This is a genomic window from Streptomyces sp. NBC_01276 (genome assembly GCF_041435355.1).
Classification (GTDB): Bacteria; Actinomycetota; Actinomycetes; order Streptomycetales; family Streptomycetaceae; genus Streptomyces.
Genome location: NZ_CP108442.1, coordinates 4,563,758 through 4,589,243, shown reverse-complemented (window position 1 = coordinate 4,589,243; position 25,486 = coordinate 4,563,758). Strand labels below are relative to the sequence as shown.

The window sequence follows — 25,486 nt, the reverse complement described above, 5'->3', positions numbered from 1 at the left end:
GCAGCGCAGAAAGTCCGATTCGATCGGATTTGCTATCCCCTGTGGTGTAATTGGCAGCACTGAGGCTTTTGGTGCCTTATGTTCGGGTTCGAGTCCTGACAGGGGAGCTCAGCACGGGGAGCTCACAGCACGCGGGTCCTGACCTCCGGTCGGGACCCTTTCGCATGTCCGCCCCCGGGAGTCCCCCAGAACAGGGGCACTTCGGCACCGGTATCCTTCCTGGGTCCACCCCCGAAGCCGAAGGGCACACCCGTGAGCGCAACCCGCCCGGCAGCCGTCGTCGTACTCGCAGCGGGTGAAGGCACCCGCATGAAGTCGGCCACCCCCAAGGTCCTGCACGAGATCTGCGGGCGCTCGCTCGTCGGTCACGTGGTCGCCGCCTCCCGCGAGCTGGACCCCGCACACCTCGTGGTCGTCGTCGGCCACGCGCGCGAGCAGGTCACCGCGCACCTCGCCGGGATCGACGCCGACGTCCGCACCGCGGTCCAGCACGAGCAGAACGGCACCGGGCACGCCGTCCGGATGGCCCTCGAAGAGCTCGGCGGGCCGGTCGACGGCACCGTGATCGTGGTCTGCGGCGACACCCCGCTGCTGACCGGCGAGACCCTCGCGCAGCTCGCCGCCACCCACGGGGCCGACGGCAACGCCGTCACCGTGCTGACCGCCGAGGTCCCGGACTCCACCGGCTACGGCCGCATCGTCCGCGACCCGGCCACCGGCGCCGTGACCGCCATCGTCGAACACAAGGACGCCACCGACGCGCAGCGCGCGATCCGGGAGATCAACTCCGGGGTCTTCGCCTTCGACGGACGCCTCCTCGCGGACGCGCTCGGCAAGGTCCGCACGGACAACAGCCAGGGCGAGGAGTACCTCACCGACGTGCTCGGCATCCTGCGCGAGGCGGGCCACCGCGTCGGCGCGGCGGTCGGCGCGGACCACCGCCAGATCCTCGGCATCAACAACCGGGTCCAGCTGGCCGAGGCCCGGGCGCTGCTGAACGCGCGCCTGCTGGAGCGGGCCATGCTCGCGGGCGTGACGGTCATCGACCCGGCCGGCACCTTCGTGGACGTGACGGTGACCTTCGGGCAGGACGCCCTGATCCACCCGGGCACCCAGCTGCTGGGCGCCACGCACATCGCCGAGGGGGCCGAGGTCGGCCCGAACACCCGGCTCAAGGACACCCGGGTGGGCGCGGGCGCCCGCGTGGACAACACGGTGGCGGACGGCGCCGTGATCGGGGAGCAGGCGAGCGTCGGCCCCTTCGCGTACCTGCGGCCCGGCACGAACCTCGGCCTCAAGGCCAAGGCCGGCACGTACGTCGAGATGAAGAACGCGACGATCGGCGAGGGCACCAAGGTGCCCCACCTGTCGTACGTGGGCGACGCGACGATCGGCGAGTACACGAACATCGGCGCCGCCAGCGTGTTCGTGAACTACGACGGCGAACACAAGCACCACACCACCGTCGGCTCACACTGCAAGACGGGCTCCGACAACATGTTTGTGGCTCCCGTCACCATCGGGGACGGCGCCTACACGGCCGCCGGCTCGGTGATCACCAAGGACGTGCCGCCCGGCGCCCTGGCCGTGGCCCGCGGCCAGCAGCGGAATATCGAGGGCTGGGTGGCCCGCAAGCGCCCCGGCAGCGCGGCCGCGACGGCCGCGCAGTCGACCGGCGAGCAGGACTCCGGTCGCCCCTGAGGTGAACTGACCGGAAACAGGTACGCCCGGGACGGCGTACCGTGATAGGTGCACGCAATTCGGCTGGCTCACCGTGTGCGGGACGGACGCACACGGGGGCGAGCAGCTTTCCACACGTCTGAGGAGACAGTGCTGTGACCGGGATCAAGACGACCGGCGAGAAGAAGCTGATGCTCTTCTCCGGCCGCGCCCACCCCGAGCTGGCCGAGGAGGTCGCGCACCAGCTGGGAGTCGGCCTCGTGCCGACCAAGGCTTTCGACTTCGCGAACGGTGAGATCTACGTCCGCTTCCAGGAGTCGGCTCGCGGCGCGGACTGCTTCCTGATCCAGAGCCACACGGCTCCGATCAACAAGTGGATCATGGAGCAGCTGATCATGATCGACGCGCTGAAGCGCGCGTCGGCACGCTCCATCACCGTGATCATCCCCTCCTACGGCTACGCCCGTCAGGACAAGAAGCACAAGGGCCGCGAGCCCATCTCGGCCCGCCTGGTCGCGGACCTGCTGAAGACCGCGGGCGCCGACCGCATCCTCACGGTCGACCTGCACACCGACCAGATCCAGGGCTTCTTCGACGGCCCGGTCGACCACCTGTCCGCCCTCAACGTCCTCGCGGACTACGTGGGCGCCAAGGTGGACCGCACCAAGCTGACGATCGTCTCCCCGGACGCCGGCCGCGTGCGCGTGGCCGACCGCTGGTGCGACCGCCTGGACGCGCCGCTGGCCATCGTGCACAAGCGCCGCGACAAGGACGTCGCCAACCAGGTGACCGTCCACGAGGTCGTCGGTGAGGTCAAGGGCCGCGTCTGCGTCCTGGTCGACGACATGATCGACACCGGCGGCACCATCTGCGCCGCGGCCGACGCGCTCTTCGCGCACGGCGCCGAGGACGTCATCGTGACGGCCACCCACGGCATCCTGTCGGGCCCGGCCGCCGACCGCCTGAAGAACTCCAAGGTCAGCGAGTTCGTCTTCACGAACACCCTCCCGGACCCCTCGGACCTGGAGCTCGACAAGATCACGGTGCTCTCCATCGCCCCGATGATCGCCCGCGCGGTGCGCGAGGTCTTCGAGGACGGCTCGGTCACCAGCCTCTTCGAAGAGCAGCAGTAACACCGGGCAGAGATCCTTTTGGGCGCGGCCTCCCGCGCCGGGTACACTCCTTGAGTTGCTCGGCGAGGGAGGCCGTACCCGTATTCCGGGACGGACGCTCCGTTATCGACGCGCTCTTCGTAGCAGGCCGTTCCGGCCGGGTGACCCAGTTCCGTTCTTCCGTCACCCCACGAGGAGTGAGCATGTCCGAGGTCAAGCTTTCCGCCCAGCTCCGCGACACCTTCGGCAAGGGCTCCGCCCGCCAGGCCCGTCGCGACGCCCTGGTCCCCGGTGTCATCTACGGCCACGGCCAGGCCCCGAAGCACGTCAACGTCGAGGGCCACGGCCTGCAGCTGGCGCTCCGCACCCCGAACGTCCTGATCTCCCTGGACATCGCGGGCGACGGCACCGAGCTGGTCATCCCGAAGGCCGTGCAGAAGCACCCGCTGAAGCGCTCCATCTCCCACGTCGACTTCCTGATCGTCAAGAAGGGCGAGAAGGTCACCGTCGACGTCGCGATCGTCACCGAGGGCGACCTGGCCGCCGGCGGCAACATGCTGGAGACCCTCCAGAACACCATCTCCGTCGAGGCCGAGGCCACCCACATCCCGACCGAGGTCACCGTCTCGATCGCGGGCCTCGAGGCCGGCGCCACCATCCACGCCAAGGACCTGGTCCTCCCGGCCGGCACCACCCTGGCCGTCGACGGCGACATCGCCGTCCTGCAGGTCGTCGCCCCGCAGGCCGAGGAGCCGGCCGCCGAGGCGGCCGAGGGCACCGAGGCCTGAGCCTCGCCCCACCCCCTCAGCAGTTGCTGACCGACCGCCGTCCGGCTCCACTGGAGCGGGACGGCGGTCGTCTTCGTTCCAGGCACTTAAGGAGCTTTTGATGTCGGACGACGCGGCGCCCTGGCTGATCGTCGGTCTCGGGAACCCCGGACCGGAGTACGCCGGCAACCGCCACAACATCGGCTTCATGGTGGCCGACCTGCTGGCCGAGCGGATCGGCGGCAGGTTCAAGGCGCACAAGGCCCGCGCCCAGGTCGTCGAGGGCCGCATCGGCCCGCCGGGGCCCGCGAACCGCCGGATCGTGCTCGCCAAGCCGATGTCGTTCATGAACCTGTCGGGCGGCCCCGTCACGGCCCTGCGCGACTTCTACAAGGTGCCGCTGGAGAAGATCGTCGCGGTCCACGACGAGCTGGACATCGACTACCCGACGCTGCGCCTGAAGCTCGGCGGCGGGGACAACGGGCACAACGGCCTGAAGTCGATGACGAAGGCGATGGGCCCGGACTACCACCGCGTGCGCTGCGGCATCGGCCGCCCGCCCGGCCGCATGCAGGTCGCGGACTTCGTCCTGAAGGACTTCTCCTCGACGGAGCGCAAGGAGCTGGACTGGTTCGTGGACCGGTCCGCCGACGCCGTGGAGTGCCTGGTCCAGGAAGGCCTGGAGCGGGCGCAGTCGACGTACAACTCCTGACCCGCGCACGAGGAAGCCCCCGCCGTCGGCGGGGGCTTCCGTGCGTGCGGGGCGGGGCCGGGTCAGCCGGTGTTGCGCAGACCGGCCGCCACGCCGTTGACGGTGAGCAGCAGCGCGCGGGCCAGCAGCGGGTCCGCCGCCTCGCCACGGGCGGCCGCGGCACGCTGACGGGCCAGCAGGGACACCTGGAGGTAGGAGATCGGGTCCAGGTAGGCGTCGCGGACGGCGAAGGTCTGCTGGAGCACCGGCTGGGAGTCCAGCAGCCGCTGCCCGCCGGTGATCCGCAGGACCTCGCGGACGGTCAGCTCGTGCTCGGCCTCGATCCGGGCGAACACGTGCTTGAGGTCGTCCGGGACGAGCGTGTCGACGTAGTGGCGGGCGATCCGCAGGTCCGTCTTGGCCAGCGTCATCTCGACGTTGGAGAGGAAGTTGCGGAAGAAGTGCCAGCGCTCGCCCATCTCGGTGAGGGCCGCGTCCTGGCCCGACTCGCGCAGGGCCCTCAGGCCGGAGCCGACGCCGTACCAGCCGGGGACGATCTGACGGGACTGGGTCCACCCGAACACCCACGGGATGGCCCGCAGCCCGTCCAGGCCCGCTCCCGAGTCGGGTCGGCGGGAGGGGCGGGAGCCCAGGTGCAGGTCGGCGAGCTGGTCGACCGGGGTGGCCGCGAAGAAGTACGCGGGCAGGTCCGGGTCCTCGACGAGCTCCCGGTACGCGGCGTGCGCGGCGTCCGAGACGATGTCCATGGCCGCGTCCCAGCGGGCCAGGGCGTCGTCGGACTGGCGGGGCGCGGTGTGCAGGGCGGAGGCCTGGAGGGTGGCCGCGACGGTCAGTTCCAGGTTCTCGCGGGCCAGCGAGGGGACGAGGTACTTGTCGGAGATGACCTCGCCCTGCTCGGTGACCTTGATCTCGCCCTCCAGGGTGCCCCAGGGCTGGGCGAGGATCGCGTCGTGCGAGGGGCCGCCGCCGCGGCCGACGGTGCCGCCGCGGCCGTGGAAGAGGCGCAGGCGCACCCCGTAGCGGTGCGCGACGTCGCGCAGCCGGCGCTGGGCGCGGTGGATCTCCCACTGGGAGGTGGTGATGCCGCCGAACTTGGAGGAGTCGGAGTAGCCGAGCATGACCTCCTGGACGTCGCCGCGCAGCGAGACGAGACGGCGGTAGGAGGGGTCGGCCAGCATCTCGTCGAGGATGACGTCGGCGGCGCGCAGCTCGTCGGTGGTCTCCAGGAGCGGCACGATGCCGATCTTGGCCCAGCCGGCGTGCAGGTCGATGAGTCCGGCCTCGCGGGCGAGGACCGCGGCGGCGAAGACGTCGTCGGCGCCCTGGCACATCGAGATGATGTACGACTCGATGACCTCGGGGCCGAACTTCTCGAAGGCGTCCTTGACGGCGCCGAAGACACCGAGGGTCTTGGCTCCGGCGGCGTCGAGCGGGGCCGGGGTGGGCGCCAGCGGGCGGCGCGAGCGCAGCTCCTTGGCGAGGAGCTTCTGCCGGTACTCGCGCGGCATGTCGGCGTAGCGCCAGGACTCCTCGCCGAGGCGGTCGAAGAGCTGGCCGAGCGCGTGGTGGTGCGCGTCCGCGTGCTCGCGCACGTCCATGGTGGCGAGCTGGAGGCCGAAGGCGGCCAGGGTGCGGATGGTGCGGTCCATGCGGCCGTCGGCGAAGAGCGCGCCGCGGTGTTCGCGCAGGGAGGTCTGGATGAGGGTGAGGTCGGTGAGCAGCTCGGCGGTGCCGAGGTAGTCGCGGCCCTCCTCGTGGGGGATGCCCCTGGCGAGGCGCTCGCGGGTGTTGAGGAGCTTCTGCCGGACGCAGGTGGCCTTGAGGCGGTACGGCTCCTCGGCGTTCAGCCGCTTGTAGCGGGGGCTGATCTCCGGGAGGCGCTCCAGGTCGGCCTGGAGGGAGGTCAGGAGCTCCTCGGTGGCGCCGGTGTAGCGGATGGAGTTCGACAGCAGGCCGCGCAGGAAGTCGACCAGTTCGAGGGCGTCGGTGATGCCGTGCTCGTGCTGGAGGATCAGCACGTCGCGGGTGACCTCGGGGGTGACGTTCGGGTTGCCGTCGCGGTCGCCGCCGATCCAGGTGCCGAAGGTGAGCGGGCGGGTGCCGGCGGGCAGCTCGACGCCGACGCGCTGGAGCTCGGCGGCGAGGTCCTCCAGGACGTCGCCGACGGCGCCGGCGTGCAGCTCGTCGAGGTAGTAGATGGCGTTGCGGGCCTCGTCGGCGGGCTCGGGGCGCACGACGCGCAGTTCGTCCGTCTGCCAGACGAGGTCGATGTTCTCGGCGAGCCGCAGGTCGTGGCGGCGGCGCTCGCCGGCGCCGGAGACGGGCTCCTCCAGCAGGGCGGCGATGCGGCGCAGCTTGTTCAGGACGCTGCGGCGGGCGGCCTCGGTGGGGTGCGCGGTGAAGACGGGCCGGACGTTGAGGTTGCGGACCGTCTCGCGCAGGTGCTCGGGGTCGGCGTCCTTGAGCATGTCGGCGGTGCGCGCGAGGAGACCGCCTTCGGCGGCGCGGTGGGCGCGCAGCTCCTTGCCGCGGTGCACCTGCTCGGTGACGTTGGCGAGGTGGAAGTAGGTGGAGAAGGCGCGCACGAGCTTGGCGGCGGTCTCCAGGTCGGTCTCGCCGAGCAGCTCCGCAGCGGCTTCGCCGTCGGTGCGCGTCAGGGCGCGTACTTGTTCGACGAGGTCGAGGAGGTCCTGGCCCTCCTGGCGTACGAGGGTCTCCCCCAGGAGGTCGCCGAGGCGGCGGATGTCCGCGCGCAGCTCGGCGTTCGCGGTCTCCGCGGAGGTGCGGGTGGCGGGGGCCTGGGCGGCCTGGTCAGCACTGCTCACAGGTGCGGCTCCTTGCAGTGTTCGAGCGCTACTGGGCTGTGGGCTCCCGGGGGGCGCGCGGTGGCGGTGCCTACCGATGCACCGGTGCGCAGCCCGGGCTGCCCGTGCGGACCGCGCTGTCCGACGACACCAGGATAGGTGGCGCGTACTTGTGCCCCGGCAGCGCCGCCACTGCGCCGTCGCCGCGGCGCGGCGCCCGGGGTCCGGGGCGGGCCGGTGTGGTGTGCTCCCTTGCCGTGCCGGGGACCTTTGCCATACTTACGATGCCGTAGGTTACGGGTCCGTAGGGTCCGTTCCGGCGAGCCTGCCGACTTCTCACCCCCCAGGGGAACCCCCATGACGATCGGTCCCGATCTGGTCGAGGACGCGCCCGCGTCCTCCACTCCTTCCACTGACGCGGTGTCCGCGACGCGCGGCGGTGAGCAGAAGCGGTCGGTGGAGCAGATCGCGCTGCTGCTGTTCATCACCGTGCCCTTCCTGGCCCTGCTGGCGGCGGTGCCGCTGGCCTGGGGCCGGGGGGTGAGCCGGCTGGACCTCGGCCTGATGGTGTTCATGTACTTCCTGACCTGCCACGGCATCACCATCGGCTTCCACCGCTACTTCACGCACGGCTCCTTCAAGGCGAAGCGGCCGTTGCGGATCGCGCTGGCGGTCATGGGGTCGATGGCGGTCGAGGGGCCGCTGGTGCGCTGGGTGGCGGACCACCGCAAGCACCACCGCTACTCCGACCACGAGGGCGACCCGCATTCGCCGTGGCGGTTCGGCGAGACGGTGCCGGCGCTGATGAAGGGCCTGTGGTGGGCGCACATCGGCTGGCTCTTCGACGAGGAGCAGACCGACCAGCAGAAGTACGCCCCGGACCTGATCAGGGATCCGGCGATCCGGCGGATCTCGCGTGACTTCGTGCTGTGGACGGTGGTGTCGCTGGCGATCCCGCCGCTGGTGGGCGGTCTGGTGACGATGTCCTGGTGGGGTGCGTTCACGGCCTTCCTCTGGGGCTCGCTGGTGCGCGTGGCGCTGCTGCACCACGTGACGTGGTCGATCAACTCGATCTGTCACGCGATGGGCAAGCGGCCGTTCCGGTCCCGGGACCGCAGCGGCAACGTGTGGTGGCTCGCGGTGCTGTCCTGCGGGGAGTCGTGGCACAACCTGCACCACGCCGACCCGACCTCGGCCCGGCACGGTGTCCTGCGCGGCCAGGTCGATTCCAGCGCGCGGCTGATCCGCTGGTTCGAGCGGCTGGGCTGGGCCTCGGACGTGCGCTGGCCTTCGGGCGGGCGCATCGACGCCCGGCGCAAGGAAAAGACGACGAACGCGGCATGATGGGGGACGTGGCGATCGACGGCAGCAGTTCCAGCAACGACAAGCCCAGGCGAGGTCGCCGGGTCCGGATGACGGGCGCCGAACGGCGTCAGCAACTGCTGGACATCGGCCGCACCCTCTTCGCGGAGAAGGGTTTCGAGGGCACCTCGGTGGAGGAGATCGCGGCGAAGGCCGGGGTGTCCAAGCCGGTGGTCTACGAGCACTTCGGCGGCAAGGAGGGCCTCTACGCGGTGGTGGTGGACCGCGAGATGCGCCAGCTGCTGGACGGGGTGACGGGTGCGCTGACGGCCGGGCACCCGCGGGAGCTGCTGGAGCAGGCGGCGTTCGCCCTGCTCGACTACATCGAGAACTACACGGACGGCTTCCGGATCCTGGTGCGGGATTCCCCCGTGGCGCAGTCGACGGGCACGTTCGCCTCGCTGATCAGTGACATCGCCACGCAGGTGGAGGACATCCTGGGGCTGGAGTTCAAGGCCCGGGGCTTCGATCCGAAGCTGGCCCCGCTCTACGCGCAGGCGCTGGTCGGGATGGTCGCGCTGACGGGGCAGTGGTGGCTGGAGACGCGGCGGCCGAAGAAGGCCGAGGTGGCGGCGCACCTGGTGAACCTGGCCTGGCACGGGCTGGAGAACCTGGAGGCCAGGCCCCGCCTGGTGGGCCACCGCAAGAGCTGAGCGCGGGGCCGGACGGACACGACGGCGCCCCGCCGCCGGGTTTCCCGGTGGCGGGGCGCCGTTTGCCTCCCCTCACGTGTGCGCGGGGTCCGGCTCCAGGAACTCCAGACGGTTGCCGACCGGGTCCTCGGAGTAGAAGCGGCGGTGTCCCGGGAGGCCGTCGTCCCAGACGACCAGGGCCCCGCGCTCGCGCAGCCCGTGTGCGTAGGCCTCGATGCCGGTCACCCGCAGTCCGGGGTGGGCCTTGCGGGCGGGCCGGAAGTCCTCTTCGACCCCGAGGTGCAGCCGGACCGTTCCGGCGGCGAACCAGCAGCCCCCGCGCGCGGCGAGGACGGGCGGTTTGGGGACCTCCTCCATGCCCAGGACGTCCCGGTAGTAGGCGCGCAGTGCGTCCTCGGAGCCGGGGGGCGCGGCCAGCTGTACGTGGTCGACGGCGCTCAGCACGGTCAGGCCTCCCTGCGGGCGACGGCGAAGATGCGGCGGAACGGGAAGACGGTGCCGCCGGGGCCGGACGGGTAGGCCTCGCGCAGTGCCTGCCGGTACTCGGCCAGGAAGCGGTCGACGGCCGGCCGGTCGTCGCCGAGGGCGGTGAGCACCGGCCGCAGCGCGGTGCCCTTGACCCAGTCGAGTACCGGGTCGGGTCCCTGGAGCAACTGGTGGTAGGTGGTCTCCCACACGTCGGCGTCGCAGCCGAGCCCGGTGAGGCGGTCGAGGTACTCGCCGGGTTCGAGGATGCGGACGTGGCGCGCGCCGAGTCCGCCGAGCCGGTCCCGCCACTGCGCGGTGTCGCACAGTTCGGCGAGCAGCCGGTGGCTGGGGGCGGTGAAGTTCCCGGGGACCTGGAAGGCGAAGGTGCCGCCGGGCCGCAGGCCGTCGATCCAGCGCGCGAAGGAGCCGGGGTGGCCGGGCACCCACTGCAGGGCCGCGTTGGAGACGATCAGGTCGTACGTCTCCTCGGGCACCCAGCCGGTCAGGTCGCCGTGGCGGAAGTCGAGGCTGCCGCCGCCGGGGGTGGGTCCGGCGTACTCCTGTTCGGCGCGGCGCAGCATCTCCGGGGAGAGGTCGTAGCCCGTGATGCGGGCGTCGGGCCAGCGGCCGGTGAGCAGCGCGGTGACGTTGCCGGCGCCGCAGCCGAGGTCGGCGATGCGGGCGGGGGCGGTGGGGAGCTCGGCGACGCGGGCGAGCAGGTCGAGGAAGGGCCGGGCGCGGTGGCCCGCGTGCCGCAGGTACTGCCGGGGGTCCCAGGTGGGTGTCGGCGGCGCGGCGTCCGCGGATGCGGCGTGACGCGCGTCCGGTGCGGTGTCGGAATGCATGTTCGAGCCTCCCTGCTGGTGGGCGGTCGGAGTCGGAAGCCGTTCCGGCCCCCTCCATGCCCTCATGGTCGGCCCCATGTATCTCGATGTCAAGATTCTCGATTTGAAGAGACTTCACGTCGACAGACCCCTTACACTGATCGGCATGGAGGACGAGGTCGACCGACTGGTCGCGGCATGGCGGCGAGAGCGCCCTGACCTCGACGTGGAACCGCTTGAGGTGCTCAGCCGCGTCAGCCGGCTCGCGCGCCACCTCGACCGCGCCCGCAGGCTGGCCTTCTCCGAGCACGGCCTGGAGCCGTGGGAGTTCGACGTACTGACCTCGCTGCGGCGCGCGGGCGCGCCCTACCAGCTCTCCCCCGGCCAGCTGCTGACGCAGACTCTGGTCACCTCGGGCACCATGACCAACCGCATCGACCGGCTCGCGAAGAAGGGCCTGGTCGAACGGCTGCCCGACCCCAGCGACCGGCGCGGGGTCCTGGTCCGGCTGACGCCCGAGGGGCGCGACCGCGCCGACCAGTCGCTCGCCGGGCTGCTGGCCCAGGAACGCGCGATCCTGGCCCAGCTCTCCACGGCCCAGCGCGGCGATCTCGCCGGGCTGCTACGCCAGCTGACCGCTCCGTTCGACAACATCCCCGGATAGTTCGGCCGGGCGCACCCCGGCCCGCCGCGCCAGCGCGACGGCGGCCAGGGTGGAGTGCACGCCGAGCTTGCCCAGCACGTTCTGCATGTGGGTGCGGACGGTGTGCGGGGAGAGGAACAGACGGGCGGCCACGTCCTTGCGGCCCAGCCCCGCCACCATGCAGCGCAGCACCTCGTGCTCGCGCGGGGTGAGGGACTCCACGAGCCGTTCGCTGTCGCTGCGGTGCTTGCGCGCCGCGGTCAGCTCCCGCAGCACGCCGGTGAGCAGCGCCGGCGGCAGGTGGGTCTCCTCGCGCAGCACCCCGCGGACGACGGCCAGCAGCCGCGAGAGGGAGCAGTCCTTGGCCACCCATCCGGAGGCCCCCGCCTGGAGGGCGAGCGCCGCCCGGCGCGGATCGTCGCGTTCGGCGAGGACCACGGTGCGCACCCCGGGGTGGGCCACGCGCACCCCCGCGACCAGGGCGATCCCGTCGGAGACGGGCGGTGGCGGCGCGGAACCGGCCTCCCGCTGGGCGGGCACCGCGGCGCCGGCGGCGCCGAGGTCGGCGTCGACGAGCAGCACGTCGAAGCGGCGCCCCTCGGCCGCCGCGCGTTCGAGGCAGCGCGAGGCGGCGGGACCGCTGCCGGCCGCGGACACGTCCACGTCCGGCTCGGCCGCGAGCGCGGCTGCCAGAGACTCGGCGAAGATGCGGTGGTCGTCGACCACCAGAACCCGGATACGGACCACAAAACCCCCAAGGGTCGGGGAACGGACGACTACGGGTACGACGCCCGGACCGGGTGGCCCACTGCCGCCGCGGCCGCCGCCGCGACATCTGTGCACTACCCCGGACCGGACGCCGTACCCGGCGCGTCTCGACCCCTGAATCAACACCGGCCCCCACCGGTGTCACGCATCAGCGTAGAGCGGGTCCTGTCTCGTGGTTGGCCGAATAGCAGAAGTTTTCCCAGGGATTTTCCGGTGGGAGGGTCCTCAACGGGTCCACCGATGGCTTGAATTCACCTGTCCGCAAGGTCCTGGGGCGGAATTCCGACCGGGGTGTGCCACGGGCAGTTGCACGGGGGGCATTTCACCCGGGGTACGCGCGCCTCGCGCCCGCGCGCGGCGCCCGCACGGCGCGTCCGCACGGCACACGCACGCCCCCGCCCGGGGCGCGGGCGGGGGCGTGGGCGGGCACGGGCACGGTGGCTCCGGGCGGGATGGGCGCGGGATGCGCCGTACGGGTCAGGAACGCGCGGCGCGGGCGAAGTTCCAGGCGTCCGTCACGATGCGGGTGAGGTCCGAGCGGGTCGGAACCCAGCCCAGGCGCTCCTGCGCGGTGCGCGCGGAGGCGACCAGTACCGCCGGGTCGCCGGCCCGGCGCGGCCCGACCGTCTCGGGGATGTCCCGTCCGGTGACCTTGCGGACCGTCTCGATCACCTCGCGGACGGAGAACCCGCTGCCGTTGCCGAGGTTGCAGACCAGGTGCTCGCCCTCCGCCGCGACGCGCAGCGCCGAGAGGTGGGCCTCCGCCAGGTCGGCCACGTGGATGTAGTCGCGCACGCAGGTGCCGTCCGGGGTGGGGTAGTCCTCGCCGAACACCGCGATGGACTCGCGCTCCCCCAGGGCCACCTGGAGGATCAGCGGGATCAGGTGCGTCTCCGGGTCGTGGCGTTCGCCGAACTCCCCGTAGGCGCCCGCCACGTTGAAGTAGCGCAGCGAGACGGCGGCGAGGCCGTGCGCCGCGCACTCCCCCGCGATCATGTGGTCGACGGCCAGCTTCGAGGCACCGTACGGGTTGGTCGGGGCGGTCGCGGAGATCTCCGTCAGCAGCCCGTCCACGGGCTCCCCGTAAGTGGCCGCCGTGGAGGAGAAGATCAGGCGGCGCACCCCCGCCTCGCGCATCGCGGTCAGCAGGGCGAGGGTGCCGCCGACGTTGTTGTCCCAGTACTTGCCGGGGTTGACCACGGACTCGCCGACCTGCGAGGACGCCGCGAAGTGCAGCACCGCGTCGTAGGAGGCGTCCAGGTGCTCCGCGGCGTCCTGGATACGGGCGTTGACCAGGGTCGCGCCCGCGGGGACCCCGTGGCCGAAGCCGGTGGAGAGGTCGTCGAGGACGGTGACCTCGTGGCCGGCCTCCAGGAGATGGGCGGCCACGACGCTGCCGACGTATCCCGCACCACCGGTGACCAGGTACTTGCTCACTCGCACTCCAAACCTCTCGCGGACGCGCACGGGCGCGCGTGCACTGAGTCTGACTTACCGGATTCCACGCTGCCGGGGAAATCGCCGTTCCGCCCGGCTCACCGCACGGACGGGCCCTCCACCACGGACTCCGAGGCGGGGAACACCGCCCGGTCCAGCAGCCCGGTACGGGCCGCCAGCGCGGCGGCCTCCAGCCGGGAGCCGACGCCCAGCTTCATCAGCACCCGCTGCACGTGCGTACGGGCGGTGCTGGGCGCGATGGCCATCCCGGCGGCGATCAGCCGGGTGTCCTCGCCCTCCGCGACCCGCACCAGCACCTCCACCTCCCGGGGCGTGAGCAGCCGCAGCAGCCGGCTGCCCTCGTCGTCGGGCTGGGCGGCGGGGTTGAGCAGCTCGGCGAAGGCCCCCTGGAGCAGCTGCGGGGAGACCGCGACCTCCCCGGCCCGCGCCTTGGCCAGGGCCCGCTCCACGCCCTCGATGCGCTCGTCCTGGCGTACGTAGCCGGAGGCGCCGGAGGCGAACGCCGCGGCGATCCCCCGTGGGTTCGGCACCGGCCCGAGGACCACGACGGCGATCTGCGGACGCTCCCGCTTGATCCGCACGACGGGCTCGAAGACCCCGGGCTCGGCGGGGGTGGCGGTGCCGAACAGGCACACCTCCGGGGCGCGGCCGATCACCAGTTCGGCGGCACCCGCCGTCGGCGCGGCCGCCGCGAGCACCCGGTGCCCGCGCAGTTTCAGGGCCGAGGCGAGCGCCTCGGCCAGCAGCCGGTGCTCGTCGACCACCATGACCCGTACGCCCATCAAGGCTCCCACCCCAGATCCTTCTGACCCGGCAAGCTACACGCTTGTTCGACGGAGCGTGCCGGTTACCGCGAGAAGCCCCCGGAAGGATTGACCTTCCGGGGGCTTCGGCACGGCTCGCGGCGTCCGGGAGGGGTCGCGTCGGGTCGCCTGGGGCCGCCTCGGGTCGCGTCAGTTCGCGATGAACGAGGCGAAGAGGTACTCCGGGTCGCCCTTGTCGGAGTAGGGCTTGCGCGCCATGGTGCGGGAGATGAAGAGGTGACCGTTGTGGTAGCGGTACTCCGAGTAGTCCATCGAGAAGCTCGTCTCGACGCGCTGGCTCGTCTTCTCCGCCGGGTTCTGCATCAGGAGGGTCTCCTTCATCGTCTTGCCGTCGATGCTGACGACCTGGCCGCCCCCGTCGTACGGCGGGACCTTGTAGGCGATGATGTTCGGACCGTCCATGCGCAGCGGGTACATGGTGTACCGCTCGCCCGCGTCGGCCCGGTCGGCCGTGGGCTTGCCGGTCTCCAGGTCGAAGGAGAGGATCTCGTTGGTGCGGCCGACGGAGGCCGCGCCCTGGTGCTCGTACGAGGGCATGTACACCTTGCCGTTGCCGACGACCATGTTCGAGCACTGCTCGACCTCGGTGGCGGGGCACTTGGGCGCGTAGTTGCCGCCCGACAGCGCGATGTGGGACTTCAGCTGGCCGGCGTCGTCGACGACGAACAGGTCGCTGACGTTGGTGGCGTTCTTGGCGGTGTTGCCCACGTTGGCCGCGACGATGAGCGGCTTCGTGGAGATGATGCCCGCCCACTCGATGCCGGGCGAGAGCTTGTACGAGGACTTCGGCGCGCCCGTGACGGGGTCGAGGGACTGCGCGAGCAGGGTCTGGTTCGGGATCCGGCCGCACTTGCGCAGCACGGCGAGGGCCTCGCCGCCCGCGTAGCCGAGGTCGTAGCAGCCCTCGCCGTCGGTCTTCGGGGCCCAGAGGGACTTGCCGTCGGCGAGGTTCCAGGCGGCGCCGCCGCTGAGACCGCCCGCGGCGACGGTCTGGCCGCTGAGGGTGACCTCGGTGAAGGCCACGGGCTTGTCGCCGCCGGTGGCGGACTTGGCGGTGGCCGACCACACGAGCTTGCCGGTGTTCAGGTCGATGACGCCGACCTGGGTGCACTGGGGGTACTTGTTGGAGTCGCTGGCCTGGGCCTCCTGGAAGAGGATGGCCGTCTTGTTGTCGCTGATGTGCTTGGTCGCGCCGCAGACGTTGGCGGGGAGCGGGAGTTCCCACTTCTTGCCGCCGTCGACGAGGTTGTAGCCGACCACCTTCGCGATGTCCGACTTGACGTAGGTGCTGTCGGTCAGCCAGGAACCGTCGACGGAGACCACGTCGGCCGGAGCCGGGCTCACCACGTTGGCCAGCGGCTTCGACTTGGGGTTGGCCGGGGGCTTCTCCGTGCCGCCCGCGGCCGCCGGGGGCTTGTCGCCGTCGGTGGCACCGCCGGTGCCGTCGGCGGTCGGGTGGCTGCCGCCGCCCTTGTCGTCGTCGCCGGAGAGGTACCAGAAGCCGCCGCCGATGATGAGGACCACGGCCAGCAGGGCGGCGCCGATGATCATCAGCTGGCTGCGCTGCGTACCGCCGCCGCCGGTGGGCGGGGCGGACTGGGCCGGGGGCTGCACCAGGCCGGGCTGCTGCGGATAGCCGTAGCCCGGCTGCTGCTGAGGGGACTGCGGGTAGCCGTATCCGGGCTGCGGCGGCTGCTGGGGCGGCGGGTAGCCGTAACCCGGCTGCTGGGGGTGCGGATAGCCGTAGCCCGGCTGCGGCGGGGCGCCGGCCGGCGGCTGGGCCGACGGCTGCGGGACGGTCGGCGGCTGGGCCGGCGGCTGCGGAACCGTCGGCGGCTGGGCCGGCGGGGGCGCCCCGAAGCCGCCGCTGGGCGGCTGGTGGGGCGGCGGCGGGGTGTTCGGGGTACTCATCTGGGGTGCTACTGCCTCTCGGTGGGCGGCTCGGTGGACTCGTTCACTTGCCGAAGACCATCAGGAGCTTCTCGTCCTTGCCCTCGCCGTTCAGCGTGGTCGTGGACAGGAAGAAGCGGCCGCCCTCGTAGGACCTTTGCGCGAAGAGGAACGAGTTCTCGATCTTCGCGGAGGGTCCCGAGGGCAGGCGCATGAGCACCTTGGGCTTGCCTTCGCCCGCCGCCATGGAGACGATCTCGCCGGGCTCGTCCAGGGGGCCGGTCCGGTAGACCGTGACCTGTCCGTTCGCGGCCTTGAGCGGCACGTAGAACTTCTTGTCCCCGGCCGCGGTGCGCCACTTGGCCTTGCCGCTGGCGAGGTCGAAGGCGACCATCTCGTTGTTGGTGGCATCCTCGGAGGCCGTGCTCAGGTACAGGGTGTCGCCGTCGACGGCGCGGTCGCCGCAGAACTGCAGGCCCTCGGTGCTGCTGCTGCCGCCGCAGTTGAGCGCGAAGTTGCCCGGGGCGGACATGCTGGCGCGCTTCTGGCCGTCGTTGCCGAGGGAGATGATGGCGCGCTGTTTGGTGTCCCGGTTCGAGGCGTCGATGACGGTCGGGTTGACCGAGTACACGGCGTTGACGTTGTAGCCCTTGGGCAGCCGGTAGGACCAGGTCTTCTTGCCGGTCAGCGGGTCCGCGTCCTGGACCTCGACGGTGTGGTCGTCGTCCTGGCAGTAGGCGATGCCGATCAGCTTGCCGTTGCCGGCGGCGTAGCTGGCCGGCTGGCAGCCCTCGGGGCCGGTGCCGGAGAAGAGCCTTTCGCCGGTGCTGAGCCGGTAGGCGGAGGTGCCGGCCATCCGGTTGACGACGAGGGTGTCCGCGGTGAAGGCGAGCGAGGCGTCGACCTCCCTGTCGAAGAGGCCTTCCTTCTGGACCTGCTTCGTCCAGACCTCCTTGCCCGCCTTGAGGTCGATCAGCTTCATCTGGTCGCAGGTCGCGCTGTCGCCCGCGCCGTCCTTGACGATGACGACCGTCTTGCCGTCGGGGGTCACCTGGCCGGTGAGTCCGCAGACCTCGGTGCGGACGTCGAGCTTCCACTTCTCTTTGCCGTCGGTCGCCGCATACGCGACGAGGCTCTTGTCGACGGTCTTGACGACGGTGTCGCCGACCACCCACTGACCCTTCGTCGGAATGCCGGCGCCGGGGCCCGTGAGCTTGGCGGTCTTGAGCCAGAGGGCCTTGTCCTCGCCGGGCTTGCGGCCCGCGTTGAGGTCGATCCGGTCGGACCCGCCGTTGCCTGAGCCGTCGCCCTTGTCCACGGACGGCGAGCCGGAGGGCTTCGGGTCGGCGGGCGTGGAGCCCTGCGCGACCGGCTTCTTCGGGTCCGCGCCGTCGCCCCCGGCGAAGGCGAACCAGGCGCCCGTACCGAGGACGAGCACGCCCGCGACGGCCGCGGCGATCACGACGGCCGTCCGCCGTCCGCGGGCCGGGCCGCCGGGGACCGACGCGGCGGGATACGCGACGGTGGGCGCGCCGGGCGGCGGGAAACCGTAGCCGCCCTGCGGGACCGTGGGGGGCTGCGGGGACTGCGGCGGCTGCTGCTGCGGCTGCGACTGCGGGGATTGCTGCTGGGCGTACGGGTTCGCGCCCTGCGGCGGGTGTCCGTAACCCTGCTGGGGCGGGCCCGGCAGGTGGCCATAACCGGACGGTGTCGGCGGCTGGTTCGGCGGCTGGGGCGGCTCGGTCATCAGCGCATACCTTCGGCGTCAGGCGGTGGGAATCTGCGGGTCGGGGGTCACGGGGCGGAAAGAACCGACTCTTTCTATCACCCGTGGCCGACATGCGACGGGCCGGTTCGACCCCTGTTCCCAAGGTCGGACCAGCCCGTGACACCGCCGTTATCAGGCCGCTTGACGCCCCCGGGGGCGTCTTCTCAGGCCTCCTCGGCCAGTTCCAGCCAGCGCATCTCCAAGTCGTCCCGCTCGGAGATCAGTTCGCGCAGCTCCGCGTCGAGCTTGGCCACCTTGTCGTAGTCGGTGGAGTGCTCGGCGATCTGCGCGTGCAGGTTCGACTCGCGGTCCGACATCTTGTTGAGCTGGCGCTCGATCTTCTGGAGCTCCTTCTTCGCGGCGCGCGAGTCGCCCGAGGAGGAGGACTTGGCGGCGGCCGCCGGGACGGGCGCCGGAGCGGCCGCCTCGATCATCCGCTGCCGGCGCTCCAGGTACTCGTCGAGGCCGCGCGGCAGCATCCGCAGGCTCGCGTCGCCCAGCAGCGCCATCACCGTGTCGGTGGTGCGCTCGACGAAGAACCGGTCGTGGGAGATCACGATCATCGAGCCGGGCCAGCCGTCGAGGAGGTCCTCCAGCTGGGTCAGCGTCTCGATGTCGAGGTCGTTGGTGGGCTCGTCGAGGAAGAGGACGTTGGGTTCGTCCATCAGCAGCCGCAGGATCTGCAGCCGGCGCCGCTCACCACCGGAGAGGTCGCCGACGGGCGTCCACTGCTTCTCCTTGGTGAAGCCGAACTGCTCGCACAGCTGGCCCGCCGTCATCTCGCGGCCCTTGCCCAGGTCCACGCGGTCACGGACGCGCTGGACGGCCTCCAGGACGCGCAGCGACGGGTCGAGTTCGCCGACCTCCTGCGAGAGGTAGGCCAGCCTGACCGTCTTGCCGACGGTGATGCTGCCGGCCGCGGGCTGCACCTCGCCCTGCGTACGGGCGGCCTCGGCGAGGGCGCGCAGCAGGGAGGTCTTGCCGGCGCCGTTGACGCCGACGAGGCCGACGCGGTCGCCGGGGCCCAGGTGCCAGGTGAGGTGCTTGAGCAGGACCTTGGGGCCGGCCTGGACGGACACGTCCTCCAGGTCGAAGACGGTCTTGCCCAGGCGGGCGTTGGCGAAGCGCATCAGCTCGGAGGTGTCGCGCGGCGGCGGCACGTCGGCGATCAGCTCGTTGGCCGCCTCGATGCGGTAACGCGGCTTCGAGGTGCGCGCGGGGGCGCCGCGGCGCAGCCAGGCCAGCTCCTTGCGCATCAGGTTCTGCCGCTTCTGCTCCTCGGTGGCGGCGATGCGTTCGCGTTCGGCGCGGGCGAAGACGTAGTCGCTGTAGCCGCCCTCGTACTCGTGGACCTCACCGCGCTGCACGTCCCACATGCGGGTGCAGACCTGGTCGAGGAACCAGCGGTCGTGGGTGACGCACACGAGCGCGGAGCGGCGCTCCTGGAGGTGCTTGGCCAGCCAGGAGATGCCCTCGACGTCGAGGTGGTTGGTGGGCTCGTCGAGGACGAGGAGTTCCTGGTCGGCGATGAGCAGCTTGGCGAGCGCGATGCGGCGGCGCTCACCGCCGGAGAGGGGGCCGATGACGGTGTCGAGGCCCTGGCCGAAGCCCGGCAGGTCGAGCCCGCCGAAGAGCCCGGTCAGCACGTCGCGGATCTTGGCGTTGCCGGCCCACTCGTGGTCGGCCATGTCACGGATGATCTCGTGCCGGATCGTGGCGGCGGGGTCGAGGGAGTCGTGCTGGGTGAGCACGCCCATGCGCAGGCCGCTGTTCTGGGTGACCCGGCCCGTGTCGGGTTCCTCCAGCTTGGCGAGCATCCGGATGAGGGTGGTCTTGCCGTCGCCGTTGCGGCCCACGACACCGATCCGGTCCCCCTCGGACACGCCGAGGGAGATGCCGTCGAGCAGGGTACGGGTGCCGTACACCTTGCTGACTGCCTCGACATTGACCAGATTGACGGCCATCAGACGCGCTCCAGGGAAGGGGTGTGGATCAGCCCCTCAGCCTAACCCTCCGGGCCGACCCCGACCGTTCCACCAGCAAGGCGCCCCCGACGGCCATGCCGATGGCGGCGGGCGCGGTGACCGGAAGGGCGATCAGGACGGCGCTGTGGCCCTGGAGGAGACCGCCGAGGCCGGTCATGGACAGGCCCAGGATCCCCAGCAGGCACAGGGTGATCCCGGCGGCGGCGACGGGCCCGCTGCCGGGGCCTTCGTCGCGGACGGCGCCGCGGGCGGCCGCGCCCGGGGCCTCGAAGCGGCGGAAGCAGGCCACGAGGAGGGCGGTCAGGGCCACGGCGAGCAGGATCCGCACCGGCACCTGCGCCCACCAGGCGCCGGTGGCCGGCTCCGGGAGGGTCATGCCGAGCAGGAGCTGGGCCGCGTACACGCCGAGCATGGCGGTGAGGTGCCACAGGAAGGCGGTCATGGCGACCCCGTTGGCGGCGACGACCCCGTGCCAGACGCGGGGCCGGGCCAGCCAGGCGCCGGCGGGGCGGGCGAGCAGCTGGACCGCGCCGACCAGCCACATGCCGTGGCAGAGCAGGGCGAGGGTGGGCGGCGCCATGTTGGACACCTTCTCGCCGGGCATCCCGACCATGGACAGCGGGTACGGCCCGAACGCCACCAGCAGGACCGCACCGGCCAGTCCGGCGGCCCCGAGGACGGCGGGCCGGGTGATCCGGCCGTCGGCGCGCAGGAAGCCGAGCTGGTGCACGGCGAGCCAGACGAGGGCGAAGTTCAGGAACTCCACGTACGGGACCCCGAGCGCGAAGCGCAGTACGTCGACCAGCGCGGCCGCCCCGGCCAGCGCGGCGAACGCGGCCCAGCCGTGGCGGGCGTGCAGCCTCAGCAGCGGCGGGGTGAGGGCGACCATGGCGAGGTAGATCCCGATGAACCACAGCGGCTGCGTGACCGTGCGCAGCGCGGCGCCGGTCAGCCGGCCGCCACCGTGCCCGGCGAGCTGCACGGCCAGTGCGAGGACGGCCCAGACCAGGACGAACACCAGGGTGGGCCGCAGCAGCCGCCGCAGGCGGGCACGCAGGAAGACGGCGTACCCGGGCCGGCCGGGGTACCTGCGCTCCAGCGACCGGTAGGACAGGGCGTGGGAAAACCCGCCGACGAAGAAGAACACCGGCATGACCTGGAGGGCCCAGGTGAGGACCTGGAGCGGGGGGACCAGGGCGAGCAGGTTCCCTATGCCGTCCCCGCTGACCGCGGCCATCAGCCAGTGGCCGGACACCACGGTGGCGAGGGAGGCGACCCGGAGCAGGTCGACGTAGCGGTCCCGGGCGGTGGGGGTGGCCGCGGCCATGGCGCGCGCACTGACTGTCATGCCCACACGGTCCCGCGCGCCGGCGGGCCGCCGACAGGGCGCGGATACTCATCCGCGCCCTGAGTAGCCGCCCGTCAGGCGGGAACCACCGTCGCCCCGGGGGCCGGGGACGCGGTGATCCGGGTGGCCCGGCAGGTGCCGGACGCTTCGAGGGCTGCGGCGACCTTCCCGGCGGCCTCCGGGTCGCGGACCAGGAAGGCGGTGGTGGGCCCGGAGCCCGACACCAGCCCGGCCAGCGCCCCCGCGTCGGCGCCCGCCGCGAGGGTGGCGGCCAGTTGCGGCCGCAGCGAGAGCGCCGCCGGCTGGAGGTCGTTGACCAGGACCGCGGCGAGCGCGTCCGGGTCGCCGGAGGCGAGCGCGGCGAGCAGCACCGGGTAGGCCTGCGGGACGGGTACGTCGACGCCCTCGGTCAGCCGGTCGAACTCGCGGAACACCGCCGGGGTGGACAGGCCCCCCTGCGCGACGGCGAACACCCAGTGGAAGGTCCCCGCCGCGACGGGCGTCAGCAGCTCGCCGCGTCCGGTGCCGAGCGCCGCGCCGCCCACCAGGCTGAAGGGGACGTCGCTGCCCAGCTCCGCGCAGAGGGCGAGCAGGTCCTCGCGCGGGGTGTCCAGGCCCCAGAGCGCGTCGCAGGCCAGCAGCGCCGCCGCGCCGTCCGCGCTGCCGCCCGCCATGCCGCCGGCGACGGGGATGTTCTTCGCGATGTGGAGGTGTACGTCCGGGGAGATCCCGGCGCGGGCGGCGAGGACCTCGGCGGCCCGCGCCGCGAGGTTCGTACGGTCCAGGGGGACCTGGTCGGCGTCGGGGCCTGCGCAGGTCACCCGCAGCGCGTCGGCCGGGGTCGCCGTCACCTCGTCGAAGAGGGAGACGGCCAGGAAGACGCTGGCCAGGTCGTGGAAGCCGTCGGGGCGGGCCGCGCCCACCGCCAGCTGGACGTTGACCTTCGCGGGGACCCGTACGGTCACCCCAGCGCCGGCGCCCGTCGCGGCGGCGCCCGCCGTACGGGATCCCGTCACGGCGGCGCCCGTCACGTCGGTGCGCGTCGTACGGGCGCTCACAGGGCGGGCCTCTCGGCGGCGGGCTTGTGCTCGGCGATCGCCGCGAACTCCTCCACGGTGAGGGACTCGCCGCGGGCCAGCGGCGGGACCCCGGCGGCCACCAGCGCCGCCTCGGCACCCGCGGCCGACCCGGCCCAGCCCGCGAGTGCGGCGCGCAGGCCCTTGCGGCGCTGCGCGAAGGCGGCGTCGACGACAGCGAAGACCTCCGCCTTGGTGGCGGTGGTCTTCACCGGCTCGGCGCGGCGCACGAGGGAGACGAGCCCGGAGTCGACGTTCGGCGCGGGCCAGAAGACGTTGCGGCCGATGGACCCGGCCCGCTTGACGTCCGCGTACCAGTTGGCCTTGACCGAGGGGACGCCGTAGACCTTGTTCCCGGGGCGGGCGGCGAGCCGGTCGGCGACCTCCGCCTGGACCATGACGAGGGTCCGCTCGATGGTCGGGAACCGGTCGAGCATCGTCAGCAGCACCGGGACGGCCACGTTGTACGGCAGGTTCGCGACGAGCGCGGTCGGTGCCGGGCCGGGCAGCTCGGTCACGAGCATCGCGTCGGAGTGGACCAGCGCGAAATGGTCCTTCTTCCGCGGCATCCGCGCCTCGATGGTGGCGGGCAGCGCGGCGGCCAGGATGTCGTCGATCTCGACGGCGACCACCCGGTCGGCGGCCTCCAGCAGGGCGAGCGTCAGCGAACCGAGGCCGGGGCCGACCTCGACGACCACGTCGTCCGGGCGCACCTCGGCGGTGCGGACGATCCGGCGCACCGTGTTGGCGTCGATGACGAAGTTCTGCCCCTTCTGCTTCGTCGGGCGTACGCCGAGGACCTCGGCCAGCTCTCGGATGTCGGCCGGGCCGAGGAGGGCGTCGGAAGGGGTGGCGGGGGGCTGCTGCTCTGCGGTGCTCACCGGTAAAGCGTCTCAGATCGGCCGGGTGATCCCGAGCCGGACCGGGTGTCCGCTGCGCGGCGGCGGTCCCGTCGTGGAGGGGCGGGGTGGGCGTGGGGGCGGAACCCGGCCCCCGGGGCGGCTCCTCGTGCCCCGTGGACGGGGTGGCGCGGGGCCGGCCGGGGACTGGTTTGTCGACAAAGCGATACGGGCGGGGCGTCACGTCGACGACGGAAGTCAGTGGGTGAGCCGGCGCCCGCAGTGGGGCCAGGGGCTCGCCCCCCGCTGCACGTAGAGCTTCTTCGCCCGGTACGTCTGTTCGCTGCCCGGGGCGTCCTGGGGGCGGCCGCTGCCTCCGAGGGCGTGCCAGGTCTGCACGTCGAACTGGTAGAGGCCGCCGTAGGTCCCCGAGGCGTCGGTGGCGGAGGCGCGGCCCCCGGACTCGCACTGGGCCAGGGCGTCCCAGTCCAGGCCGTCGGCGCCGGCCACGGAGGCGGGCAGCGGTTTCGTGCCGACCTTGATCAGCTGGCCGACCGGCTCCCGCACGACCTCCTCGGCGATCCTGCGGGGCTCCTGGCGGACCCCGTTGACGGTGCGGAGCCCGTACGTGACGCGGCGCGCGCCGGGCCGGCCCACGCGTTCGACGACCTCGGTGCCCGCGAAGAGGGTGTCGTCCTCGACGCGCTCGGTCTCGTACGGGATGCGCTCCTCCCGGACCTCGCGGGTGCCGGAGATCCGGAGCACGGTGACGGTCTGGCCGTCGCGGGGGAAGGAGTCGGGGGGCACGGAGGTGGTGTCCTCTCCGCGCAGGGTGATGCCGGCCTGGTCCAGGGCCTCCTGGACGGTGGCGGCGTTGGTGCGGATGGTGCGTTCGCGGCCGTCGGCCATGAAGGTGACGCCGCGTTCGGTACGGACGCCCAGGGTGAGGCCGGAGCGGGGGACGGGCGCGGTGCGGGGGGCGGAGAGGTAGGCACCCTCGACGCGGACCCCGAGTTGGCGCAGGGCGCCCTCGACGGTGGCGGAGGTCGTCCACACCTGGCGGCTGAGTCCGTCGAGGGTGAGCCGGAGGGGCCGGCCGTAGCGGACGACGACCTGCTCGCCGTCGTCGAGGGCGGACGCCCTGGCGGGGGCGACGAGGTCGTGCGGACCGACGCCGAGGCCCTCGGCGTCGAGGAGGTCGTCGACGCTGCCGGCGAAGGTGTGCAGGGTGCGGGGGACTCCGTCGACGGTGAGGCGGACGGCCTTGTCGGCGGCGACGAAGGCGGTGGTGCCGCCCGCGAGGAAGGCGACGACCAGCGCCTGCGGCACGATGCGCCGCCAGTTGTCGCGGGCCGCGGCGGCGCCGGCGACGACCGTGCCGCGGCGGCGCCGGCCGGACGGGGTGACCCACGGGGCGTCCCCGCCGACGGCCGCCGCCCCGGGCGCCCGCCGCCGCCCGCCGCCGTGGCCCGGGGCCGGTTCGCCGGGGGCGTCGGCGGCGGGGGCGGCCCGCCGGCGGCCGGTGGCGGGCGCGGCCTCCCCGTCGGGGCTCCCGGCGCGGCGCCGGCCGGGGACGCCGGGGGGAGGCGCGTCCCCCTCGAACGCGGCGGGCGCGGCCCGGCGCCGGCCGGGGACACCGGGAGGCGGGGCGTCCGCGCCGGGGGTCCCGGCGCGGCGGCGGCCGGTGGCGGTCGGGGCGTCTCCGTCGGGGGTCCCGGCGGGGGTCCCGGCCCGGCGGCGGCCGGGGGGCGGGACGTCCCCCTCGAACGCGGCGGGCGCGGCCCGGCGCCGGCCGGGGGGCGGGACGTCCCCCTCGAACGCGGCGGGCGCGGCCCGGCGCCGGCCGGGGGCGGGCGGAACGTCCGTGTCGCCACCGCCGGGGACGACGGCCGGACCGGGGACGGCAGGCGCGCGGCGGCGGCCGGTGGCACGGGCGACGGGCAGGCCTTCCGCGTCGGCCTGATCCACGGGCCCGCCCCCCGAGGCGGTATCGGGGGCCTCGGGCGGGAGCGGGAGCGGAACCGGGGCGCGGCGGCGGCCGGGGCCACCGGCCGGGGCCGCGGCGGGTTCCCGGTCGGCCCCCTTGCGCCGATGCCCGGCGCGCCGCCCCTCACCCCCGCCCCGGGGAGCGGGCACCCCGGCCTCGGATCCGGGGTGGGGGGCGGAACCGGGGTCGGGGGCGGGGCCCGAGTCGTATCCGGAATCGACCCCGGGGCCGGAGCCTGGCCCGGAGCCGGAGCCGGAGCCGGAGCCGAAGCTTGAGCCGGGGCCTGGGCCGAAGCCGGGGCGGGGGCCCGGGCCTGAGCCGAAGCCGAATCCGGGGCCGAAGCCGGGGCCGAAGCCGGGGCCGGGGCCGGGGCCGGGGCCGGGGCCGGGGCCAGGGCCGGGGCCAGGGCCGGGGCCGGGGCCGGGGCCAGGGCCGGGGCCGGGGCCGGGGCCGGGGCCAGGACCGAACGCCGGCCCGGCGTCGTAGGCCCGGCCGTCCCCGAGCGCCCGGCCGGGCCC

General features: G+C 73.1%; 20 protein-coding genes and 1 tRNA gene. 8 read left to right on the top strand and 13 right to left on the bottom strand.

The features are described 5' to 3' along the window. Window positions 1-35: 35 nt before the first annotated feature. The 5 genes from OG295_RS20625 (at window position 36) to pth (ending at window position 4,271) form a co-directional block, all read left to right on the top strand. Window positions 36-107, top strand: a tRNA-Gln gene (locus OG295_RS20625). A 145-nt stretch (window positions 108-252) separates the two neighbouring features. Then, the gene (glmU, locus tag OG295_RS20620; protein WP_371678200.1) at window positions 253-1,701 is read left to right on the top strand and encodes a bifunctional UDP-N-acetylglucosamine diphosphorylase/glucosamine-1-phosphate N-acetyltransferase GlmU; all 1,449 of its coding nucleotides are present in this window, start codon (window positions 253-255) and stop codon (window positions 1,699-1,701) included. Window positions 1,702-1,835: 134 nt separating this feature from the next. After that, on the top strand, window positions 1,836-2,813 hold the full coding sequence (locus OG295_RS20615) for a ribose-phosphate diphosphokinase (RefSeq protein WP_030231925.1): 978 nt from the start codon (window positions 1,836-1,838) through the stop codon (window positions 2,811-2,813). 182 nt (window positions 2,814-2,995) lie between these two features. Next, on the top strand, window positions 2,996-3,580 hold the full coding sequence (locus tag OG295_RS20610; RefSeq protein WP_280917463.1) for a 50S ribosomal protein L25/general stress protein Ctc: 585 nt from the start codon (window positions 2,996-2,998) through the stop codon (window positions 3,578-3,580). Window positions 3,581-3,680: 100 nt separating this feature from the next. Continuing rightward, the gene (pth, locus tag OG295_RS20605; protein WP_371678199.1) at window positions 3,681-4,271 is read left to right on the top strand and encodes an aminoacyl-tRNA hydrolase; all 591 of its coding nucleotides are present in this window, start codon (window positions 3,681-3,683) and stop codon (window positions 4,269-4,271) included. 62 nt (window positions 4,272-4,333) lie between these two features. On the opposite strand, the gene ppc is transcribed toward pth, so the two are convergent. Beyond that, entirely contained in the window at window positions 4,334-7,096 is a 2,763-nt protein-coding gene (ppc, locus tag OG295_RS20600; protein WP_371678198.1) for a phosphoenolpyruvate carboxylase, read from the bottom strand. 336 nt (window positions 7,097-7,432) lie between these two features. Here ppc and OG295_RS20595 point away from each other — a divergent pair, with 336 nt between their 5' ends. Further along, the gene (locus OG295_RS20595) at window positions 7,433-8,419 is read left to right on the top strand and encodes an acyl-CoA desaturase (protein WP_371678197.1); all 987 of its coding nucleotides are present in this window, start codon (window positions 7,433-7,435) and stop codon (window positions 8,417-8,419) included. Continuing rightward, entirely contained in the window at window positions 8,416-9,090 is a 675-nt protein-coding gene (locus OG295_RS20590; RefSeq protein ID WP_285539054.1) for a TetR/AcrR family transcriptional regulator, read from the top strand. The genes OG295_RS20595 and OG295_RS20590 overlap by 4 nt, the downstream gene beginning before the upstream one ends. 72 nt (window positions 9,091-9,162) lie before the next feature. On the opposite strand, the gene OG295_RS20585 is transcribed toward OG295_RS20590, so the two are convergent. Together OG295_RS20585 and OG295_RS20580 are read right to left on the bottom strand one after the other, a co-directional pair. After that, entirely contained in the window at window positions 9,163-9,534 is a 372-nt protein-coding gene (locus tag OG295_RS20585; RefSeq protein ID WP_371678196.1) for a VOC family protein, read from the bottom strand. A 2-nt stretch (window positions 9,535-9,536) separates the two neighbouring features. After that, window positions 9,537-10,403: a trans-aconitate 2-methyltransferase gene (locus OG295_RS20580; protein ID WP_371678195.1), complete on the bottom strand. Its 867-nt coding sequence runs from the start codon at window positions 10,401-10,403 to the stop codon at window positions 9,537-9,539. Window positions 10,404-10,548: 145 nt separating this feature from the next. Between OG295_RS20580 and OG295_RS20575 the strand changes: the two genes are divergently transcribed. After that, window positions 10,549-11,046, top strand: coding sequence for a MarR family winged helix-turn-helix transcriptional regulator (locus tag OG295_RS20575; RefSeq protein ID WP_030231940.1), 498 nt, complete (start codon window positions 10,549-10,551; stop codon window positions 11,044-11,046). Here the strand turns inward: OG295_RS20575 and OG295_RS20570 are convergent. From OG295_RS20570 to OG295_RS20525, 10 genes are all read right to left on the bottom strand, one after another. Beyond that, the gene (locus tag OG295_RS20570; RefSeq protein WP_371678194.1) at window positions 11,005-11,772 is read right to left on the bottom strand and encodes a LuxR C-terminal-related transcriptional regulator; all 768 of its coding nucleotides are present in this window, start codon (window positions 11,770-11,772) and stop codon (window positions 11,005-11,007) included. The genes OG295_RS20575 and OG295_RS20570 overlap by 42 nt on opposite strands. 498 nt (window positions 11,773-12,270) lie before the next feature. After that, complete coding sequence (gene galE / locus OG295_RS20565; protein WP_371678193.1) at window positions 12,271-13,230, bottom strand: UDP-glucose 4-epimerase GalE; 960 nt, start codon at window positions 13,228-13,230, stop codon at window positions 12,271-12,273. Between the two features lie 98 nt (window positions 13,231-13,328). Beyond that, entirely contained in the window at window positions 13,329-14,033 is a 705-nt protein-coding gene (locus tag OG295_RS20560; protein ID WP_371681249.1) for a response regulator transcription factor, read from the bottom strand. A 171-nt stretch (window positions 14,034-14,204) separates the two neighbouring features. Next, on the bottom strand, window positions 14,205-15,986 hold the full coding sequence (locus tag OG295_RS20555) for a PQQ-binding-like beta-propeller repeat protein (RefSeq protein WP_371678192.1): 1,782 nt from the start codon (window positions 15,984-15,986) through the stop codon (window positions 14,205-14,207). Window positions 15,987-16,029: 43 nt separating this feature from the next. Beyond that, window positions 16,030-17,712, bottom strand: coding sequence for a PQQ-binding-like beta-propeller repeat protein (locus tag OG295_RS20550; protein ID WP_371678191.1), 1,683 nt, complete (start codon window positions 17,710-17,712; stop codon window positions 16,030-16,032). Between the two features lie 185 nt (window positions 17,713-17,897). Further along, window positions 17,898-19,697, bottom strand: coding sequence for an ABC-F family ATP-binding cassette domain-containing protein (locus OG295_RS20545; RefSeq protein ID WP_371678190.1), 1,800 nt, complete (start codon window positions 19,695-19,697; stop codon window positions 17,898-17,900). A gap of 28 nt (window positions 19,698-19,725) precedes the next feature. Then, window positions 19,726-21,066, bottom strand: coding sequence for an acyltransferase (locus OG295_RS20540; RefSeq protein ID WP_371678189.1), 1,341 nt, complete (start codon window positions 21,064-21,066; stop codon window positions 19,726-19,728). Between the two features lie 74 nt (window positions 21,067-21,140). Then, window positions 21,141-22,082: a 4-(cytidine 5'-diphospho)-2-C-methyl-D-erythritol kinase gene (locus OG295_RS20535; RefSeq protein ID WP_371681248.1), complete on the bottom strand. Its 942-nt coding sequence runs from the start codon at window positions 22,080-22,082 to the stop codon at window positions 21,141-21,143. 38 nt (window positions 22,083-22,120) lie between these two features. Beyond that, the gene (rsmA, locus tag OG295_RS20530) at window positions 22,121-23,023 is read right to left on the bottom strand and encodes a 16S rRNA (adenine(1518)-N(6)/adenine(1519)-N(6))-dimethyltransferase RsmA (RefSeq protein ID WP_371678188.1); all 903 of its coding nucleotides are present in this window, start codon (window positions 23,021-23,023) and stop codon (window positions 22,121-22,123) included. A gap of 216 nt (window positions 23,024-23,239) precedes the next feature. Continuing rightward, on the bottom strand, window positions 23,240-24,949 hold the full coding sequence (locus tag OG295_RS20525) for a ubiquitin-like domain-containing protein (RefSeq protein ID WP_371678187.1): 1,710 nt from the start codon (window positions 24,947-24,949) through the stop codon (window positions 23,240-23,242). Window positions 24,950-25,486: the final 537 nt, after the last annotated feature.